Here is an 18557-nt window from a genome sequence, read left to right as displayed (position 1 = left end):
TAGCCTATGCTGAAAAACGCGCCATTCTACAATAAAAAACGCGAAGGTGCTTTTTTTATAAAATGAAAAAAAGACAAGTTTGTTCATAATACCTTACAAATTTACTCAGGTATTATTTGGCACAATATATTCTATTTTTAATAAGCTTTTCAAGCTCTAAGCAATTGCTTTGCCTCAATACGATAAAAGATCATTTGTTTGCTTATATATTCTTTTAAGTACAGTTACTTATTGGTAGAATGCAGAGATTATGCGCTTTGTTTTTTGGTGCACTTTGCGTGCTTAGTTACTAAAAAATAATAATAAAATGGTATCTTTCAATGAATATTCGTCACACTAAATCGCTTGCTAGCTTACTATTAGGTATGGCTGCGCTTTTAAATGCAGGTCAGAGTATCGCCCAAGAGCAGGCTAATGTATTTTTGTTCGGTCAAGAACTTGAAGTTTGTTCAAGTGATATGGATAGATATTGCTCGCCAGCCAAAAAGCAAACTGGATTTGATGAAAGTGCGAAATTAGGGCCAATTTTTCAAGTGACCGATGAAGCTATTACTCGTTTGTCTGATTTTAATTGGACAGAACAACCAGAGCTTCGCGCCCAAGTGATTGCAATGCTGCAATCGTTAAAGCCTCAAATTGAAGCCTCGCAACTGTCAGAACGTGAATTTGTACGTTTAATCCGTCGCAGTACATTTACTCATCAAGATAAAACAATAAAAGGCCGCGATGTTTGGTCTGGTTTATTCGAGTTTGAGCGCAATAACTTATTCGACTTGCTTGAGCAAAAACAAGCCACCCGAGCAGGCAAGCGTTTAAAGACTCAAGTTGATTTAATGGCAACCAACAATGAATCAGCTTTATTAGCTTATCAAGCTTTTTACGAGCGAGCGGATCAGGTTGCAGGCAAAAAACGTAAACCACGAGTGGCGTTATTAACAGGTGTGAGTCGAGACCCATATCAAAAAGTTGATTATTACACTGGGTTATTTGAGCAACTTGGCTTTGAAGTGATCTGGCTGCCGTTAGATGGCGCAATGCAAACTGCTTTGTCAGTAAAAGAATATGATGCAGAAGCCTGTAGTAAGCTCGCTCAATTTCAAATTCAAAAGTTAGGCAGTTTCCGTCGCAATATTCTTTACCCTGATTTATTTAAGTTACAAGAAGCCGCTTGTCGTAAAGATGAGAGTATTTTAGATAGCATCAAACGTGCAGATGCTATTTATATTGCCGATGGTAGTAATTTATTGGCTTCTCATGCTCTTAATAAACCAACTGGAGAAGCAAGTCCTGAGCTGTTGAAAATAAAGGAAATGCTAGGCAATAAACAATTAATTATTGCGGTCGAAGGTCAAAGCATTAATAGCTTAGCTTCTCGAAATACTATTTTATCTGGGGAAGGGGCTCAAGTCATGATTGAGCCAAGTAATGTTTACTTAAGCGCAAATGAAGTTTGTAACTTAGGGGTTGACTGTATTTCTACTGAAGCAGAGCGCGAACTCAATTACTTGTCAGAAGGGGTTTTAGGTTTGTTCCCGTATGGCTTAATTGATACTCAGCTGTCTTCATTAGCCAGACAAACCCGTTTATTAAAAGTTGCTTATGACACTCAAACACAAATGAGTTTTGGCTTAGATAGAAAAACGGCTTTGGCAATCAGTATTGAAGAAAGTGACAAAGGCGACAGCGTAACATTTGATGTTATTGGCAGTGGTGGCTTTTGGATTTTTGACATTCAAGATGGGAAGTTATCCTCAAACATGGCAACAGGTGAATACATTAGTCATTACTTTACTCATCAAGATAAAGTGGTTTATCGAAATGCCAGCGTTGCCCCTGATTTTGCACCTTGGAAAATAGCGACACGTTTGAATAGCACGAACCCGACGGTGACATCTTCGCAGCCTTTTGGTCGTTACAATTATTTCAAATTTAGCCAAATGTTATGTAATACAGGTGCAAGTTCTGCAATCGCGATAGGTCAGCTGCAAGAAATAAACTATACGCTACAATTAGTTAAAAGCGCGAGTAGTGCAGCAAGACAAGGGGTGATATTACTTGATGGTGATAAAGAGTCTCGTTGTTCGTTTAGTGGTGTAACAAATCAAATTTTAATCAACTAACCTGCGATTATTTTTCGACGGGCAGATACAAGAGTTAATACTAAGTTATGATTGAATCATCCCTTAGCCCTTGGGCTCGTCTTATCTCATCTTTTGTCGCAAAACAGGGGGTAGGCCGCTCCGGCGTGCTGCTGTATCTGTTTTGTTTGGTGTGTGCTTTAGTTGTTTCTTGTACATATTATTATGTGGTCGAAGGAATGGTGAAGTGGGCTGACGTGATTGGGATCATGGTATTTTCAGCACTCTCTGCACCGATATTTGTTTATGTCGTGATTGATTTAATCCAACAGCTCCATGCCTCCTTTGCCTACTTAGAAAACGCGACTCAACAAGAAAAGCACCTAAATCAAAATCTTAGTGACAACATCCAAAGACTGAACAATGAAATTGAAGAGCGTAAAATGGCCTTTCATGCCAAACGACGCGCCATTGATGAGTTAAGAAAAGAAATTGCCGAACGCAAGAAAACTCAGCTTGAATTAGCCGAGCAAGGGGTATTATTGCGCTCGATTGTCGACTCATCGCCAGATTTGTTTTATTACCGCGATGAGCAAGGTAACTTCGCTGGTTGTAACCGAAAATTTGAAGAGGTAATGGGGATTGCGACCTCAGACCTAATTGGTAAAAAAGCAGAAGAAATTTACTCCCCAGCCCTATTACCATCGGTATTAAAAACTGACAAAGAAGTTGAGCAACAACAAGCGTCACTAACTTTAGATGTTGAATACAAAGTGAATAATGAAACCCGATGGTTTGAAATGCGCAAAGTACCGTTTTTTAATGCCAAGCATGAATATATCGGCTTATTAGGATTTGGTCGTGATATCACTTCACGAAAAGAAGCAGAACAAGCTTTAGAACAAGCTTATAAAGATAAAGGGAAGTTTATTGCGACTCTGAGCCATGAATTAAGAACCCCTTTAAATGGTATTGTTGGTTTAACGCGGATGTTGCTTGAGACTGAGTTGTCAGCCAATCAACGCAGCTGGTGTAATACTGTGTTTTCGAGTGCTGAAACGCTTGGGAATATTTTCAATGATATTATAGATTTAGATAAAGTTGATCGGGACCAGCTCGATATCGCTTGTGAAAGTGTCAATGTTTCGGATTTCTTGAATGATGTGATTAATTTTGGTGGTTTAATCGCACAGCAAAAAGACCTGCTCTTTAATGTTGAACAGCATGGTGTGCTCGACATTTATGCACAATTAGATCCTACCCGCCTTCGTCAAGTATTGTGGAACCTCATTAATAATGCCGTGAAGTTTACTCCCCGGGGTTCAGTTAAACTTCGCTCAGTACGCGAATACCGTAAAACCCAATCATGGTTGATGATAGAGGTGGTTGATACCGGTATTGGTATTGCGCAAGACCAAATCCATCGTATTTTTGATATGTACTATAAGGTGCCTGATATTAATGGCAGTAACGCGCTTGGTTCTGGAATTGGTCTTGCCGTTACTAAAGCGCTGATAGAGGCGATGGATGGGCAGCTTACGGTTAAGAGTGAGGTTGGGATTGGTAGCTGCTTTAAAATTGAAATTCCACTTAAATTATCAAATGCACCAAGAGAGGAAGTATATAGCGGCCGAGGACTCAATATTTTATTAGTTGAAGATGTGCCTTTAAATGCAGAAATCGCGACTAACTTATTGGAACAACGCGGCCATGAGGTGCTTTGGGCTGAAACAGGGGAAGATGCGTTAGCATTTGTCGAAACAGAAGATGATCTCGATTTAATTCTGTTAGACATGCAATTACCAGATATCAATGGAGATGAAGTGGCCAGTATTATTCGTCAAGATCCTAATTTTGACCACTTACCTATTGTTGCACTGACTGCGAATGTGCGCAGAGCCGAAGAAGACTTGGCGGGTATTCGTATTCAGGGAGCGCTGGCAAAACCCATTAGCACGATTAAGCTCGATCGCATGTTTGCAGAGCTTTTTTCTCACTCCACTCCAGAGGAACAAGCAGAACGCCCTCCTATTTTGCAACTTGAATTAAGCAGTGATCTGTTAGTACTTGAAACAATTAATGACTTTGTGAATTCGATGGGAGTCGGAGTGTTTGCAAAGAGTAGCCAGTTGTTTAATAAGCTTTGGCCTCAGTATTTGAATGAGCTTGAGACTGCGCTTTCAGAGCAAGATTATGAAGAGTATAAGTCTGTTGCACATAAGTTAAAAGGTGCGGCAGGCTCTGTGGGGTTGTTAAAAGTGCAAGCCAGTGCGAAAGAGATGGAAAATCACGCTCTAACTAGCTCAGATGAGCAATTAAAGTGTTGGATAGAAAGTTTACCAGCACAAATAAAAGAAGGGCTAGACGCCCTTCAAGAATACTTAGATAAACTAACGAACTAGCTATCTAGCTTACCAATGAAGCGGTAACCTTCACCGTGAATTGTACTGATTAATTCAGCGGTGCTCTCATCACTTTCAAAGTGTTTACGAATACGACGAATCGTTACATCCACAGTGCGGTCATTCGCACGAAGCTCACGTCCGGTCATATGTTTAATTAACTGCTCACGGCTAAAAATACGCCCTGGAGAGTCAAGCATTAAACGTAAGGCGCGGTACTCACCTTTAGGTAAGCGCTTTGCTTCACCGTTTGGAGATGTTAAACAGCGGCTATTTTCATCGAGTTCCCAACCATTAAAGGTCAATACACCATCTGAACCTAGTTCACCTTCATCGGCAGAGCTCGCTGTACGTGTTAATAAATTACGTGCACGGATAGTTAACTCGCGTGGATTGAATGGCTTAGTGATGTAATCATCAGCACCGATTTCAAGCCCTAAAATACGATCGACATCGTTGTCACGACCAGTTAAGAAGATTAAGCCGATGTTACGCTTTTGGCGTAATTCACGAGCTAATATTAATCCATTTTTTCCTGGTAAGTTGATGTCCATAACAACAAGATTGATATCATCGTTTGCTGAAATTTTTTCGTGCATATCTTCGCCATCAATGGCTTCTATAACTTTATATCCTTCAGCTTCGAATAAACTGACTAGGTTTAATCTAGTTACGTCTTCATCTTCAACGATAAGAATGACAGGCGTTTGCATTTTTAATAACCTTTTGGAAAAGTTTTATTTACAATTAATTCAAAAGATGTTAATTGAACGTAGATTGCATGATTATAGGGGCTATTCTATATGTTAACAAGTAAAATTACTCAGGATAAAACTTAGCGAGTGCCAGTAATCGAGAACCAATTTTCAAATCGCTATTGTTGAGCTTTTCTTTATTAATATAGAGTTTTATCTTATTGCCTTCTTTAATCAGCGCAGCCAACCCACCTTGTTCAATAAAGCGAATATCTTCACCAATAATTACAATGTTTGAATCGATCTTAGTCAACCAATCAGCGTCGACCTTAGAATAACTCAATTCATCCAAGTATATGATGTTACATTGCTGATTTAGTTCAGCGGTTGCACTGATTTTTTCTAATAAATGAACAATGATAGGTTTGCCTTGGCTAATTAGGTTTGAATGATTCGAAAGAAGTTGAGCTGGGCCATTATCTTTATCAAAAAAACAGAATGAGACACCATCACCGATAGGTTTAGAAAACTCAATAAATTTAGACATTTGAAAAATAAACGCTGAGCGCACTTGCTCAATTGTTTTTGCTGTACAGTTGAAACTGGCTAGAATGAGGAACGCAAAAAGGGCTAATTTCATTTTATAGCCCCTCATTTAACGGCAACTCAATCACAAAATGGACGCCTTTATCGCAATCATCAAGCAAGATGATTGAGCCGTTGAGCGCCTGAGTGATCAAGTTATAGACCAGATGCATACCTAAGCCACTGCCACCTTCACCGCGCCGCGTGGTGACAAAAGGATCAAATATACGTTTCCTGATATGGTTAGGCATGCCTTTACCATCATCAAGGTAATCAATTCTGATGGTGTTATTTTCTGATTTGAAAACAATATTAATGTTACCTGGCGTTTCTACGCTCAGACCATGAATCAACGAATTACTAATTAGATTCTGAAAGATTTGTTGCAGCGGGCCCGACTTTGACTGAATTGACAAGTTGTCAGGGCAATCAACATGCACTTGATGCGCACAAACACTTAACTCTGTTTTCATTGTCAATAAAACATTATTAACCAGTTCGGCCACATTGACTGAAGATGTGAGTTCGGTGTCTTGATTTACGGCAACTTGTTTGAAGCTTGAGACTAAATCTGCGGCGCGATTCAGATTTCGGTAGATTAAATCTAAGTTCTCAATACCATCGTTGATGAATTTTTCCATCTGAGAGGCTGTGAGGGTTTTACTATTAAAGGCTGCTTGAATCTCAGTTAGTTTATCTTTAAGTAATGTAGAGCCTGTTACACCAAGTCCAATGGGTGTATTAACCTCATGAGCGACACCTGCAACCATTTGGCCTAATGAGGCCATTTTTTCATTTTCGACAATTTTGTTTTGGTACTGATGCATTCTTTCAAGTGTATTGAGTAACTCTTGATTAGCTTCTTTGAGCGCTGTAGTTCGATGATTAACTTTTTCTTCAAGGTTTTGATTGAGTTGGCGAATTTCTAATTCGTCTTTTTTCTGGCGTTCAAGCTGGGCTTTTGTTCGAGAAAAGAGAATATTTAAATTCGACCCTAATTGGTTTAACTCTGAGATTTCTGCATGAGGCGCATGCACATCGTAGTTTTTATTTTTAGATACTTCTTGAACGAGTTTAGTTAATGCTTCGATGGGCAAGGTAAAACGTCGTTGAATTCGAATTGTAATTAAAAAGACCAACAATAAAACGGAGAGTGCAACAATCACATTAATGATCAGTTTTTCGTTGATATACGAGTCGAGAGCACTTAAGCCGCCGCGAATATACACATAACCTTGTGTAATTCCTTCAAACGCAATCGGTCGGACGATATCTATATGATGCTCAATAAATACAGGTTTTGTTGCGTTGGCGAGTTTTCCGATACGTGTCGGAATAGGGGGGATGTTGGTCGCATTAAAGCTGGCAAAAAAGGTTACTTCATCAGTAAATTCATCAATTTTATAGATGTGAATGTTTTCAATTACAGTGGCGGCGCGAAATCCTTCTAAGCGCTTTTTTTCTGTTTCTTTATCATCAAATAACAGTGAGACTTGCGCATTAAACGCGATTATATCGGCGTAGGTTGCTAACTTTTCGAGTGCAAAGCTGCGTTGTTTTTCAATATCAAGGTAAGTCGAAACAGAAATGGACAATACGAGACAAAGTGTCGTTATCAGCATGACGGTTCTGATTAAAGCTTTTTGTATGCTTATGGTGTGACTGATTCCCGACATAAACTTATCAACATCGCCTATAGTTTAGCTAACACATTTAATGTTAAATCTAATCTGTGCGTTAAGCAATGAATTAAAAGTGCATTGTTCATCACAAGATTTTTTATTTTATCTTCAAAATCTAGATGTTGGCGGCTGTTTTTACAAGTTTTACACTCAGTCGTAAATACTTTTCATCTCAAACAAGGCGGAGTACCTGTATTAATTAACTCTCAACACGATAAACCGTGAATTTTGTGTTTTTACAGACTTGTTGATACTGGCCGAATGCTTGCTCGAGCAAAGGGGGGTATTTTAAGAAACTATTGGCAACAATGGTTACTGTTCCTTTTGGCTTAAGTACTTTTTTTGCTTCTTTTATAAATGTTTCTGTGATGTCGTAATCGGTATTGAGCCCAGTGTGAAAAGGCGGATTTGTGACGATGTGGTCGACACTGTCAGTCATTTTTTGTAAACCATTGCTCAGTAGAACTTTGCCATTGATGTGGTTTGCTTGCAGTGTCAGCTCTGTCGCTTTTGCTGCGAAGGCACTGACATCTAAACATAAAAAAGACAAGTCAGGGTTCATTTTGCCTAAATAGGCCGAAATTACACCCGCTCCACAGCCAAAATCCAACACAGTTCCAGATGAAGGAGGGGTCATATTATTCAGTAATAACTCAGTCCCATTATCTAATGCACCGTGATTGAACACGCCTGGCATACTAATAACATCGATACTTGTATCTTTAATGTTTACAGTGAATTGCTTAAAGTAATCACTTAGCTTAAAAGTTGGATTCGGCGTTAATTGGCTAAATTGATATAGAGCACAGTGACGTGCTGAATCGAGTTTACGGCCAAACTTTGCATGCTCCTTGAGTTGCTTCTCTGAAGATTTAACACCACCTTTATTATCACCAACGATCAGTAAACGTGTATTGCTATCAGAAATAGCGCGAATGTTATCCATTAACATCAGCGCTTCGGGTTTGGCTTTCGGGTAATAAAAAACAACCAGTTCTACGTTTTGCTCTGGTAATTGCGCAGCTAACGTCACCTCGACACCTGATTGACTTTTAGCCCAATCAGCATTGGCAACATTACTGGTAAATGCAGTGATTTTTGCGTTGGGTAGAAGAGATTTTAACGCTGTCAGAAAACCATCTTGCTCAAAGTTAATTACTAAAATAGATGAAGCTGTTAATGCATGTTCATTGCGTAATAGGACTTGGCTTGGGTTGCTTAACATTGTTATATCACTCTTTTCAAAAATAGAAAAAAAGCCAATGAATTCATTGGCTCAATCGGTACTTAAACTAACGACTTACTTAGGCGTTACGTTCAAACATTAAATCCCATACTCCATGGCCTAATCGGTGGCCACGTTGCTCAAATTTAGTCAAAGGACGAAAATCAGGGCGAGGCATATAGTCATTGCTTTGAGATAAGTTTTTATAACCTGGAGCAACTTGCATCACTTCAAGCATATGCTCTGCATAGTTTTCCCAATCGGTAGCCATGTGGAAAACACCACCAATCTTTAATTTTTTACGTAAACTTTCAGCGAATGCGGTTTGTACAATTCGGCGTTTGTGATGGCGTTTTTTGTGCCAAGGATCTGGGAAAAACAGCTGTAAACCTGCTAATGCTTCATCAGCGATACAATCTGCTAATACTTCAATAGCATCATGTTCAAAAACGCGCAAGTTTGTAACACCAGCCTCAGCTGCATCAGCTAAACATGCACCTACACCAGGGCGATGCACTTCAATACCGATAAAGTTTTTATCAGGAGATTTGGCAGCCATTTCAACCAAAGATTTACCCATGCCAAAGCCAATCTCTAAGATAACATCATTATCGTTACCAAAGACTTGGCTTAAATCAAGTAAACCATTTTTATGTTCTAAGCCCATAGTTGCCCAGTTTTGATCAATGGCGCTGGCTTGGCCTTTCGTTAAACGACCTTCACGCTTAACAAAACTACGGATGGTACGGATAAACTTTCCGTCTTGCTCTGCTTGTTCAAGCGAGTTTTTAAGCTGTTCACTCATATTTCAATTACCTGAAAAATTGGGTCGCATATTATCCCTTTAAGTCTACTCGATCACAAGTAAATCCCTTGACCTTTTTGTTTGTAGCAATAGACTGACAGCATTTTAGTTCCATAGAAGTGGGTTACATGGAAATCAATAGAGACTTAGCGACTTGGTTTGCCGAACAAGTTGTCGATTGGTATGAGCTCTACGGGCGCAAAACCCTCCCTTGGCAATTAGCCAAAACGCCATATAAAGTATGGGTTTCGGAGATCATGCTTCAGCAAACTCAAGTGGCGACAGTTATTCCGTATTTTGAACGGTTTATGCACCGCTTTGATACTATAGAAGAGCTTGCCAATGCCTCTGAAGATGAAGTCCTTCATCATTGGACTGGCCTTGGTTATTATGCAAGAGCACGTAATTTACATAAAACAGCAAAAATCATTACTGAGCAATATCAAGGTGTGTTTCCAACAGATATTGATGAAGTGATTGCGCTTCCAGGGATTGGCCGCTCAACAGCCGGTGCTATTTTGTCGTTGTCCTTAGGGCAACATCACCCGATTTTAGACGGTAACGTAAAGCGGGTATTAGCGCGTTTTTTTACTGTTGAAGGCTGGTATGGCAATAAACAAGTAGAAAACCAATTGTGGCAATTATCGGAGCAAATCACGCCAAAAAATAACGTGATTCAGTTTAATCAAGCCATGATGGATTTGGGGTCGAGTTTATGTTCCCGCTCTAAGTATGATTGTGATCCATGCCCACTAAACGCACGTTGTGATGCTTTAAAGCACAATGTGGTCAATGTATTTCCTCATTCTAAGCCAAAAAAGACTGTGCCAGAAAAGTCTTGTGTGATGCTAATTATTCATCATGAAAAGAAATTGCTGCTTGAACGCAGGCCTAATGCGGGAATTTGGGGGGGGTTACACTGCTTTTTTGAGTTTGAGACAAACGAGCAACTTCTTGCCTATTTAACACAAAAAGGCATAACAGAGTCTCCCATGTATGCTGATTCATTCACCCATGTATTCAGTCACTTTAAGTTGGCTATTACGCCGGTCGTCGTTAATTTGTCATCCCCATTTCAACAAATAAACGACAGTAATGAAATTTGGTATGATCTGCAGTCACCACCAAAAGTCGGGCTGGCAACTCCGACAAAGAAATTGATTAAAGATTTTAAAAAATTGAAATCAGCTATAGAATAAAACCCTATCTGACTAGTGAGGTATCACAATGGCACGTACAGTATTTTGTCAAAAGCTACAAAAAGAAGCTGAAGGTTTAGCATTTCAACTCTACCCAGGTGAAGTTGGTGAAAAAATCTTTAATAACATCTCTAAAGAAGCGTGGGCTCAATGGCAACACAAACAAACCATGCTGATCAACGAAAAACATCTAAACATGATGGATTTAGAGCATAGAAGCTTTTTAGAAGAGCAGATGATTGGCTTCTTGTTTGAAGGCAAAGAAGTTGAAATAGAAGGCTATAAGCCAGTATAAAAAAGGAGACTGAGGTCTCCTTTTTTTATACTTTATTTTGTTCGATAAGCTGCACTATGTACTGTTTTGCTTCAAAAAAATGTTGCTCAATATCATCTCTTAAGTGTTCAACCACTTGATGATCTTTGTTTTGCTTGGTGCACTCTGACTCTAGGTTTTGCGCAGAATTCGCTAGTTTAAATGCCCCGATTGTTTGTGCGGTTGATTTTAGTTGATGAGCGGCACTCTCTAATTCTTCAAATTCGTCATTTATGACCGCTGATTTGAGCTGTTGAACCATAGTGTTGCCATGCTCAATGAACATATTCAAAAAGTGCGTGTGCTGTGAACTGTCTTCACCAATGTAGCTGGTGAGTCGCTCTAAATCGATAGGTTGGACGACCTTCTCCGATTCAATTGGTAACCAGTGAGAAATCACTTTTTCAAGGACATTTAGCTCAACTGGTTTGGTAATGTAATCATTCATGCCATGAGATAAGCACTTTTCGCGTTCACCTTTTAAGGCATTTGCAGTAATGGCGATTATGATGCTTTCAGACTCTAAATCAGTGCGGTCAGGGCCTTCGTCACGAATTGCTTTTGTGAGATCGTAGCCTGACATTTTAGGCATATGTAAATCAGTTAATATTAAAGAATAACTGCCCTCACGCCACATTTGTAAGCCTTGTTCACCATCGTTGGCGACTTCAACCCCATAACCAAGTAAGTGAAGCTGATCGGTGATCACTTGCTGATTCATTAGGTTGTCTTCAACGAGTAAAATGAGCTGGTTACTTAATCGCGCGCTTTCGACGGATTGATATTGGTTAAATGACTTTTTCGATTGAATTGTTTTAGGTTGATGTAAGCCAAATGCAATAAATAATGAATTAAACAAACTGCTTTTGCATAAGGGTAATGCATTTAAATAAAAGACATTTTTACAGGTTAATTTCGCTTCACTGAGCTTACTTAAAACAATTACTTGTTGTTGATTTTCTTCAAGCAAGTAACTTAAACGGCGCAATTGCTTGTTAACTTCCTCCATATCGTACATGCCATTGATTAACCAGACTAAACCTTCCGTGTTTTGCCACTTTTGCTCAGCATCAATTTGCTGGTACTCAAATACTTGAGCCCCTAAAAAGTCTAAATAACGCTTCACATAGTCTTTTTGTGCTTTTTCAGGGCTGTATAAAGCGATTTTCTTGCCTTTAAGGCGCTGTTTATGCTCGATGGTCGCATTGTCACCGAGGGTAAAAGGAATGCTAATACAAAACTCACTGCCAATGCCTATTTCACTACTTACTTTTATTTGGCCATACATGAGTTCTGTTAGGCTTTTACAGATAGATAAACCTAAACCTGTACCACCAAACTCTCGTGTAATACTGTCTTCTGCTTGACTAAAAGGCTGAAAAATCCTCGCCAGCTGAACTTTGCTCATGCCACGGCCATTGTCAGATATTCTGAAATCAACGGTATTAAAGTCATGATTTTTTTGTGCTAAAAGCACCTCAATAGAAACTGTACCAACCTGATCTTCAGTAGAGCGAGTAAACTTAATCGCATTACTACACAAGTTGTAAAGTACTTGCCTGACTCGGACCGGATCGCCGAGTAAACCTTGAGGAATATTAGGGTCGATAAATAAATTGAGCTCTAAATTGTTTTTATGCGCGATTGAGGACATAACACGAGACACTTCTTCAACGATCTGAGGCACAGAAAACGAAACGTAGTCGATATGTAATTTACCCGCTTCAATTTTAGAAAAGTCTAGAATGTCATCTAAAATGCCTAATAACGAAAATGCAGAATCACGAATAATACTACTTAAACGAAACTGTGCTCCGCTAAGCTCGGTGTGGCGTAATAAATCAATTGTCCCTATGATACCATTCATTGGAGTGCGGATTTCGTGACTCATAGTCGCTAAAAAGGTTGTTTTGGTTTCATTTGCTTGTTCAGCAGAGAGAATTGCTTTTTCGAGCTCTTGTGTGCGATTAATCACTTGCCTTTCTAAATTAGCCTGAAGGTTTTGTAATTGTTCTTCTGCTTTAATGTGTAAATCTTCATTTTCTTTCACGCTTAGCAGTAAGTTATTGATCAATGAAGCTAAGCTTTTCAACCCTAAACCAATATCAGTCGATACACTTAAGTGATAATCCTTTTTTTCTGTAATCAGAATTAACTCATCTGCTAACTTTTGCGAGTTAACTTGAATTCGTTTACCAACAAAAATAGGCACATAAAACCATGCTAAAAGTGCAATGACAGCTGTGATTGCTACAAATACGAAAAACGGCACGTAGTTCACTGCGCTCTTTCTTAGTTCGATAATGAGAACACCTGTCACGGCACCATTTACTTCCAATAGATGCTCAATGGAAAGGAAGTCGCTGTTGTCGCTGACTTTGTTAGTGAAAGATGGCGTCATAGCCTTCTTAACCGTTTGACTGACGAGTTGAAGTTCGCCAGATTTTGTTTTTCTGTATAAGTGTAATTCGAGTTCTGGGTTAATTGCCTTAGCAGAAAACAAGATTTGAATGGCGGTATTGAAACCAAATAAATTGATTGAATCGGCGAGAGGTCTGTCTATTTTATTTGCGATCTCTACCAGCTGATTTTCATCAATAGACTGGGAGGATGTTGGTAATAATGAGCTAGTATAGCCGGCGCTAAATATAACGACTAACAGAGCTAACAATAGAATACTGTGCAATCCTTTGATTGGAAAAAGAGTACTGTTATTCATTTTGTAAATTTTCCTAACTCGTAAGAAAGCATTATATTGGTAAAGTTGCGCTAATATATTACTAAAACATATCAATAGTCTAATACTAAGTGTCTATTTTTATAGGAAACTTTTCCTATTATGGCAATAAAATCAACAATTTTATTTTTTATTGCGCTTTTAGAAACAGTAAGGTTGATGCTGCTCAGGTTCAATAATCATTAAATAAGTGAATGTAATGGGTTGTTTGAAAATTCGGCAAACAAACCAAGCTTTCAAAAAAGGTGTTGACTTAGAAAAGCAAAAAACGTCTAATACGCCGCACGCCTCGATAGCTCAGTCGGTAGAGCAGAGGATTGAAAATCCTCGTGTCCCTGGTTCGATTCCGGGTCGAGGCACCATTAACCTCACTTGATGAGGTTTTTTTAACAACAGAATTTAGTGTGCCGACTTAGCTCAGCTGGTAGAGCAACTGACTTGTAATCAGTAGGTCAACCGTTCGACTCGGTTAGTCGGCACCATTTATAAAGCCTCTTTAGGCTGCACAGATAATGTGCCTCGATAGCTCAGTCGGTAGAGCAGAGGATTGAAAATCCTCGTGTCCCTGGTTCGATTCCGGGTCGAGGCACCATTATTTTATGGTGCTTAGGCGTAGTATAGTACTTTTAAATAAGTACACAGAATTTAGTGTGCCGACTTAGCTCAGCTGGTAGAGCAACTGACTTGTAATCAGTAGGTCAACCGTTCGACTCGGTTAGTCGGCACCATTTATAAAGCCTCTTTAGGCTGCACAGATAATGTGCCTCGATAGCTCAGTCGGTAGAGCAGAGGATTGAAAATCCTCGTGTCCCTGGTTCGATTCCGGGTCGAGGCACCATTATTTTATGGTGCTTAGGCGTAGTATAGTACTTTTAAATAAGTACACAGAATTTAGTGTGCCGACTTAGCTCAGCTGGTAGAGCAACTGACTTGTAATCAGTAGGTCAACCGTTCGACTCGGTTAGTCGGCACCATTTTTAAAGTAAATCGTTTAATGCTGTTAATCGAATGATTTATAAAGCCTCTTTAGGCTGCACAGATAATGTGCCTCGATAGCTCAGTCGGTAGAGCAGAGGATTGAAAATCCTCGTGTCCCTGGTTCGATTCCGGGTCGAGGCACCATTATTTTATGGTGCTTAGGCGTAGTATAGTACTTTTAAATAAGTACACAGAATTTAGTGTGCCGACTTAGCTCAGCTGGTAGAGCAACTGACTTGTAATCAGTAGGTCAACCGTTCGACTCGGTTAGTCGGCACCATTTTTAAAGTAAATCGTTTAATGCTGTTAATCGAATGATTTATAAAGCCTCTTTAGGCTGCACAGATAATGTGCCTCGATAGCTCAGTCGGTAGAGCAGAGGATTGAAAATCCTCGTGTCCCTGGTTCGATTCCGGGTCGAGGCACCATTAACCTCACTTGATGAGGTTTTTTTAACAACAGAATTTAGTGTGCCGACTTAGCTCAGCTGGTAGAGCAACTGACTTGTAATCAGTAGGTCAACCGTTCGACTCGGTTAGTCGGCACCATTTTTAAAGCCTATTTAGGCTGCACAGATAATGTGCCTCGATAGCTCAGTCGGTAGAGCAGAGGATTGAAAATCCTCGTGTCCCTGGTTCGATTCCGGGTCGAGGCACCATTAACCTCACTTGATGAGGTTTTTTTAACAACAGAATTTAGTGTGCCGACTTAGCTCAGCTGGTAGAGCAACTGACTTGTAATCAGTAGGTCAACCGTTCGACTCGGTTAGTCGGCACCATTTTTAAAGCCTATTTAGGCTGCACAGATAATGTGCCTCGATAGCTCAGTCGGTAGAGCAGAGGATTGAAAATCCTCGTGTCCCTGGTTCGATTCCGGGTCGAGGCACCATTTATTAGCTCAGATGAGCGTGTTTGAAATAACACAACAAAATTTAGTGTGCCGACTTAGCTCAGCTGGTAGAGCATCTGACTTGTAATCAGTAGGTCAACCGTTCGACTCGGTTAGTCGGCACCATTTATAAAGCCTCTTTAGGCTGCACAGATAATGTGCCTCGATAGCTCAGTCGGTAGAGCAGAGGATTGAAAATCCTCGTGTCCCTGGTTCGATTCCGGGTCGAGGCACCATTTATTAGCTCAGATGAGCGTGTTTGAAATAACACAACAAAATTTAGTGTGCCGACTTAGCTCAGCTGGTAGAGCAACTGACTTGTAATCAGTAGGTCAACCGTTCGACTCGGTTAGTCGGCACCATTTTTAAAGTAAATCGTTTAATGCTGTTAATCGAATGATTTATAAAGCCTCTTTAGGCTGCACAGATAATGTGCCTCGATAGCTCAGTCGGTAGAGCAGAGGATTGAAAATCCTCGTGTCCCTGGTTCGATTCCGGGTCGAGGCACCATTCATTTAAAAGCCAAACATTTGTTTGGCTTTTTTTGTGCCTTTAAAATATCACCATTCAGATATAATCTTTGCGATTTTTCCTCTTCATCACATTGTCACTTGCTGATTTTTAACCCTTTGAATTGCTTTTCCTTCTTGGTTTTTTGTTGTTTTTGTTCTGCAACAATTTTGATTGTGCGCTCAGCGTAAGGATCGGGAACCACCATTTGAATTAACGAGCCTAAAGCAAAAGCGAGTGCTTTTTGCTTTTTTGCAGCTTTGATGAGGCTCGCCATACACAGCGCAAACAACAAAAAGAATGCAAAAGGCGCAGTATAAACGATCAGCACTGATAAATTGATAGCGGAAAAGCCGCTGCAGTAATCAGAGATAACTTGATAAAGAGTAATAAAAATTAAATAACTTAGGTGCATAACATACCCGTAAAAAATAAGAGTGGATCAACAGTAAAAACGGCACAAACTGAGGTTTTGAGCCGAAAAAATGGGACTTGCCCAAAATGAGAGCGTTGATGGTAGTTATTTTTGTTGAGTTGCCTTTGCGCGCAGCAGGCTTCTTAGCCATTTAGAACGGATAAAATTGGCTTGTTCAGGCCAAAAGCGTTCGATTCGAGGCATCAAAGTGCGCAGTCTGAGCGGATGCTTTAAGTGTGCTTGCTTAAAAAAATCGTTAGGTTTTTTTATCTGATAAGTTAAATAAAACTGCTGGCGTATTTTATAAAATAGAGCCGAAGCCTGATAAGAGGGTTGCTGCGATTGAAGAGTTCGACTCTGAGATGCATGTGTCTGACCCATGACTAAAATGGCTGCGCTCAGCACAATATAAATCCATTTAAGCCATGACATCACTGATCCTTGCTATTTTTAGAGTACGAGCTTGTATCTGATATTGGGATAATAATTCTTTTTCTCAATAGGTAATCAATTTACCTCAGTAAAACGTACAGCCTGATTGTAAGTGTATGTAAAGTTCGTTGAATGCTTTTATTTAGAGCGATTACACTTATTGGCGTTACAACTTTTGTTGTTTAAGTCTTTAAGTATGTCATTAACGGGAATATAGATGGGCATAAAAATCAAACCGATAGTGATAGGTATGGGTCTCGTACTCTCTGGGTGCATGAGTACTGAAAAATTTGATGATACGTATCAAGCAAATTTAAACGTACCATCAAATTGGCAGCAAACCAGTATTTCATCAGCTATTGACAGTAATTGGTTAGCGCAGTTAGTTGATCCACAAATACATGAGTTAGTGGCTCAGGCGCTCGAAAATAACTATCAACTGAAATCACAAGCATATGCTGTCGCAATCAAAGAGCAGTTACTTATTGCCTCCGGTGCCGCACTGTGGCCAAGCTTAGATGTTTCGATGCGCAGTACGCGCAATAAAGCGAATCAGCCAGTCAATTATTCAAATAATCATTCCCTTAACCTAAATCTCAGTTATGAACTTGATATTTGGGGCAAGTTGTCAGATTCCGAACGCCAAGCAAACCTTGAATACTTAGCGCAAAAAGCCAACTTTGAGCAAGCTAAACATACGCTAGTGGCCGACGTGGTTACAGCCTGGTTCAAAATAATTGAAGCAGAAAAATTGATGCAGCTTTATCAAGGATGGGTGAAAAATGCACAGCAAAACCTCACTATTATTGAATCAGGTTATCAGCAAGGTCTCAGTAGTGCCCTCGATGTTTATTTGACACGTAACGAAGTAAACAACGAACGTTCTAGAGTGGCCAATCAACAAGCTGAATTGAGTCAAGCCAAGCGGGTGCTTGAGCGTTTAGTTGGCCAGTATCCTGAAGGGGAATTAGCCGTTAAAGCGGATTTACCCTTGCTGCTGAATGAAATTCCGACAGGTTTGCCATCACAATTGATGACGCGTAAACCTGCGTTAATTGCCAGTTGGTATCAGCTACTCAGTAAAGATGCGGCATTGGCTTATGCCCATAAACAGCGTTTTCCAAGTATTAACTTAACGGGTTCGATTGGGAACAGCAGTAATGAAATCAACCAATTATTATCGCCATCTTCATTGGCTTGGTCACTGATTGGCGGAATTTCAGCCCCTCTTTTTAATGGTGGACGATTGGCTGCAAATGAAGAGCGCGTTCGTTTAGAGCGCGAACAATCAGAGCAAACTTACTTAAATACTTTGTTTGATGCATTCAGCTCCGTTGAAAATGCACTCACCGCTGGGCAAAGCTTACAACAGCGCTACTTGACCATGTTGGCAGCGCAAGAAAATGCCTTGGCAGCAGAAACACTTTCATTTGAGCAATATCAAAGTGGATTAGTCGAATATACTACAGTGCTTGAATCGCAAAAGCGTGCATTTGACGCTCAAAGTTCAGTTATTCAAATAAAAACACAGCTCATCACTAATCGTATTAACTTGCACCTCGCACTCGGTGGTGATTTTTCTTCAACGACCACTGCAATACAGGCGGATTAAA

At 39.9% G+C, this 18557-nt stretch carries 13 protein-coding genes and 17 tRNA genes; 22 read left to right on the top strand and 8 right to left on the bottom strand.

The features are described 5' to 3' along the window. Positions 1-320 precede the first annotated feature (320 nt). Together PULV_RS05100 and arcB are read left to right on the top strand one after the other, a co-directional pair. Positions 321-2120 carry a type 1 glutamine amidotransferase family protein gene (locus PULV_RS05100; RefSeq protein WP_193331087.1) on the top strand — a complete coding sequence of 600 codons (1800 nt, stop codon included), beginning with the start codon at positions 321-323 and terminating at the stop codon, positions 2118-2120. Positions 2121-2167: 47 nt separating this feature from the next. Next, complete coding sequence (arcB, locus tag PULV_RS05095) at positions 2168-4480, top strand: aerobic respiration two-component sensor histidine kinase ArcB (RefSeq protein ID WP_086742601.1); 2313 nt, start codon at positions 2168-2170, stop codon at positions 4478-4480. Here the strand turns inward: arcB and arcA are convergent. The 5 genes from arcA to trmB all read right to left on the bottom strand — a co-directional run bounded on the left by arcA (position 4477) and on the right by trmB (position 9472). Next, positions 4477-5193, bottom strand: coding sequence for a two-component system response regulator ArcA (gene arcA / locus PULV_RS05090; protein ID WP_086742602.1), 717 nt, complete (start codon positions 5191-5193; stop codon positions 4477-4479). The two genes, arcB and arcA, sit on opposite strands and share 4 nt — an antisense overlap. Positions 5194-5299: 106 nt before the next feature. Continuing rightward, complete coding sequence (locus PULV_RS05085) at positions 5300-5815, bottom strand: YfiR family protein (protein WP_176365114.1); 516 nt, start codon at positions 5813-5815, stop codon at positions 5300-5302. A 1-nt stretch (position 5816) separates the two neighbouring features. Beyond that, a complete protein-coding gene (locus PULV_RS05080; RefSeq protein ID WP_227009357.1) occupies positions 5817-7382 on the bottom strand; it encodes a sensor histidine kinase in 1566 nt (521 codons plus the stop codon). A 259-nt stretch (positions 7383-7641) separates the two neighbouring features. Beyond that, positions 7642-8673 carry a methyltransferase gene (locus PULV_RS05075; RefSeq protein WP_193331259.1) on the bottom strand — a complete coding sequence of 344 codons (1032 nt, stop codon included), beginning with the start codon at positions 8671-8673 and terminating at the stop codon, positions 7642-7644. Positions 8674-8746: 73 nt separating this feature from the next. Next, a complete protein-coding gene (gene trmB, locus PULV_RS05070) occupies positions 8747-9472 on the bottom strand; it encodes a tRNA (guanosine(46)-N7)-methyltransferase TrmB (protein ID WP_086742606.1) in 726 nt (241 codons plus the stop codon). Between the two features lie 128 nt (positions 9473-9600). On the opposite strand from trmB, the gene mutY reads away from it, so the two are divergent. Together mutY and PULV_RS05060 are read left to right on the top strand one after the other, a co-directional pair. After that, positions 9601-10671, top strand: coding sequence for an A/G-specific adenine glycosylase (gene mutY / locus PULV_RS05065; protein ID WP_193331086.1), 1071 nt, complete (start codon positions 9601-9603; stop codon positions 10669-10671). Between the two features lie 28 nt (positions 10672-10699). Beyond that, on the top strand, positions 10700-10966 hold the full coding sequence (locus tag PULV_RS05060) for an oxidative damage protection protein (RefSeq protein WP_086742608.1): 267 nt from the start codon (positions 10700-10702) through the stop codon (positions 10964-10966). Between the two features lie 25 nt (positions 10967-10991). On the opposite strand, the gene PULV_RS05055 is transcribed toward PULV_RS05060, so the two are convergent. Continuing rightward, the gene (locus tag PULV_RS05055; protein ID WP_193331085.1) at positions 10992-13703 is read right to left on the bottom strand and encodes an ATP-binding protein; all 2712 of its coding nucleotides are present in this window, start codon (positions 13701-13703) and stop codon (positions 10992-10994) included. A gap of 304 nt (positions 13704-14007) precedes the next feature. On the opposite strand from PULV_RS05055, the gene PULV_RS05050 reads away from it, so the two are divergent. From PULV_RS05050 to PULV_RS04970, 17 genes are all read left to right on the top strand, one after another. Next, positions 14008-14083 (top strand) — tRNA-Phe (locus PULV_RS05050). A gap of 44 nt (positions 14084-14127) precedes the next feature. Further along, positions 14128-14203 (top strand) — tRNA-Thr (locus tag PULV_RS05045). A gap of 34 nt (positions 14204-14237) precedes the next feature. After that, a tRNA-Phe gene (locus PULV_RS05040) sits at positions 14238-14313 on the top strand. Between the two features lie 60 nt (positions 14314-14373). Continuing rightward, positions 14374-14449: transfer RNA gene (locus PULV_RS05035), tRNA-Thr, on the top strand. Between the two features lie 34 nt (positions 14450-14483). Then, a tRNA-Phe gene (locus PULV_RS05030) sits at positions 14484-14559 on the top strand. 60 nt (positions 14560-14619) lie between these two features. Next, positions 14620-14695 (top strand) — tRNA-Thr (locus tag PULV_RS05025). A gap of 72 nt (positions 14696-14767) precedes the next feature. Next, a tRNA-Phe gene (locus PULV_RS05020) sits at positions 14768-14843 on the top strand. 60 nt (positions 14844-14903) lie between these two features. Then, positions 14904-14979 (top strand) — tRNA-Thr (locus PULV_RS05015). A 72-nt stretch (positions 14980-15051) separates the two neighbouring features. Beyond that, positions 15052-15127: transfer RNA gene (locus PULV_RS05010), tRNA-Phe, on the top strand. Between the two features lie 44 nt (positions 15128-15171). After that, positions 15172-15247: transfer RNA gene (locus PULV_RS05005), tRNA-Thr, on the top strand. Between the two features lie 34 nt (positions 15248-15281). After that, a tRNA-Phe gene (locus PULV_RS05000) sits at positions 15282-15357 on the top strand. 44 nt (positions 15358-15401) lie between these two features. Further along, a tRNA-Thr gene (locus tag PULV_RS04995) sits at positions 15402-15477 on the top strand. Positions 15478-15511: 34 nt separating this feature from the next. Continuing rightward, positions 15512-15587: transfer RNA gene (locus tag PULV_RS04990), tRNA-Phe, on the top strand. Positions 15588-15637: 50 nt separating this feature from the next. Continuing rightward, positions 15638-15713, top strand: a tRNA-Thr gene (locus PULV_RS04985). 34 nt (positions 15714-15747) lie between these two features. Continuing rightward, positions 15748-15823 (top strand) — tRNA-Phe (locus tag PULV_RS04980). Positions 15824-15873: 50 nt separating this feature from the next. Beyond that, a tRNA-Thr gene (locus PULV_RS04975) sits at positions 15874-15949 on the top strand. Between the two features lie 72 nt (positions 15950-16021). Beyond that, positions 16022-16097: transfer RNA gene (locus PULV_RS04970), tRNA-Phe, on the top strand. Between the two features lie 97 nt (positions 16098-16194). Here PULV_RS04970 and PULV_RS04965 read toward each other — a convergent pair. Together PULV_RS04965 and PULV_RS04960 are read right to left on the bottom strand one after the other, a co-directional pair. Further along, positions 16195-16512 carry a hypothetical protein gene (locus tag PULV_RS04965; protein ID WP_193331084.1) on the bottom strand — a complete coding sequence of 106 codons (318 nt, stop codon included), beginning with the start codon at positions 16510-16512 and terminating at the stop codon, positions 16195-16197. A 105-nt stretch (positions 16513-16617) separates the two neighbouring features. Then, positions 16618-16944, bottom strand: coding sequence for a hypothetical protein (locus tag PULV_RS04960; protein ID WP_193331083.1), 327 nt, complete (start codon positions 16942-16944; stop codon positions 16618-16620). A gap of 217 nt (positions 16945-17161) precedes the next feature. Between PULV_RS04960 and PULV_RS04955 the strand changes: the two genes are divergently transcribed. Then, positions 17162-18556, top strand: coding sequence for an efflux transporter outer membrane subunit (locus PULV_RS04955; RefSeq protein ID WP_193331082.1), 1395 nt, complete (start codon positions 17162-17164; stop codon positions 18554-18556). The last annotated feature ends 1 nt before the right edge of the window (position 18557 follow it).

It is taken from the genome of Pseudoalteromonas ulvae UL12, assembly GCF_014925405.1.
Lineage (GTDB): Bacteria > Pseudomonadota > Gammaproteobacteria > Enterobacterales > Alteromonadaceae > Pseudoalteromonas > Pseudoalteromonas ulvae.
Note: the sequence above shows the minus strand (reverse complement) of the source record. Positions and strands in the feature narration are given on the sequence as shown.

Coding starts and splice junctions, on each gene's coding strand:
- PULV_RS04965 (WP_193331084.1), bottom strand. CDS start 16,512: ATGCACCTAAGTTATTTAATTTTTATTACTCTTTATCAAGTTATCTCT.
- PULV_RS04955 (WP_193331082.1), top strand. CDS start 17,162: ATGGGCATAAAAATCAAACCGATAGTGATAGGTATGGGTCTCGTACTC.
- arcA (WP_086742602.1), bottom strand. CDS start 5,193: ATGCAAACGCCTGTCATTCTTATCGTTGAAGATGAAGACGTAACTAGA.
- PULV_RS05085 (WP_176365114.1), bottom strand. CDS start 5,815: ATGAAATTAGCCCTTTTTGCGTTCCTCATTCTAGCCAGTTTCAACTGT.
- PULV_RS04960 (WP_193331083.1), bottom strand. CDS start 16,944: ATGTCATGGCTTAAATGGATTTATATTGTGCTGAGCGCAGCCATTTTA.
- PULV_RS05055 (WP_193331085.1), bottom strand. CDS start 13,703: ATGAATAACAGTACTCTTTTTCCAATCAAAGGATTGCACAGTATTCTA.
- trmB (WP_086742606.1), bottom strand. CDS start 9,472: ATGAGTGAACAGCTTAAAAACTCGCTTGAACAAGCAGAGCAAGACGGA.
- mutY (WP_193331086.1), top strand. CDS start 9,601: ATGGAAATCAATAGAGACTTAGCGACTTGGTTTGCCGAACAAGTTGTC.
- PULV_RS05060 (WP_086742608.1), top strand. CDS start 10,700: ATGGCACGTACAGTATTTTGTCAAAAGCTACAAAAAGAAGCTGAAGGT.
- PULV_RS05080 (WP_227009357.1), bottom strand. CDS start 7,382: ATGCTGATAACGACACTTTGTCTCGTATTGTCCATTTCTGTTTCGACT.
- arcB (WP_086742601.1), top strand. CDS start 2,168: ATGATTGAATCATCCCTTAGCCCTTGGGCTCGTCTTATCTCATCTTTT.
- PULV_RS05100 (WP_193331087.1), top strand. CDS start 321: ATGAATATTCGTCACACTAAATCGCTTGCTAGCTTACTATTAGGTATG.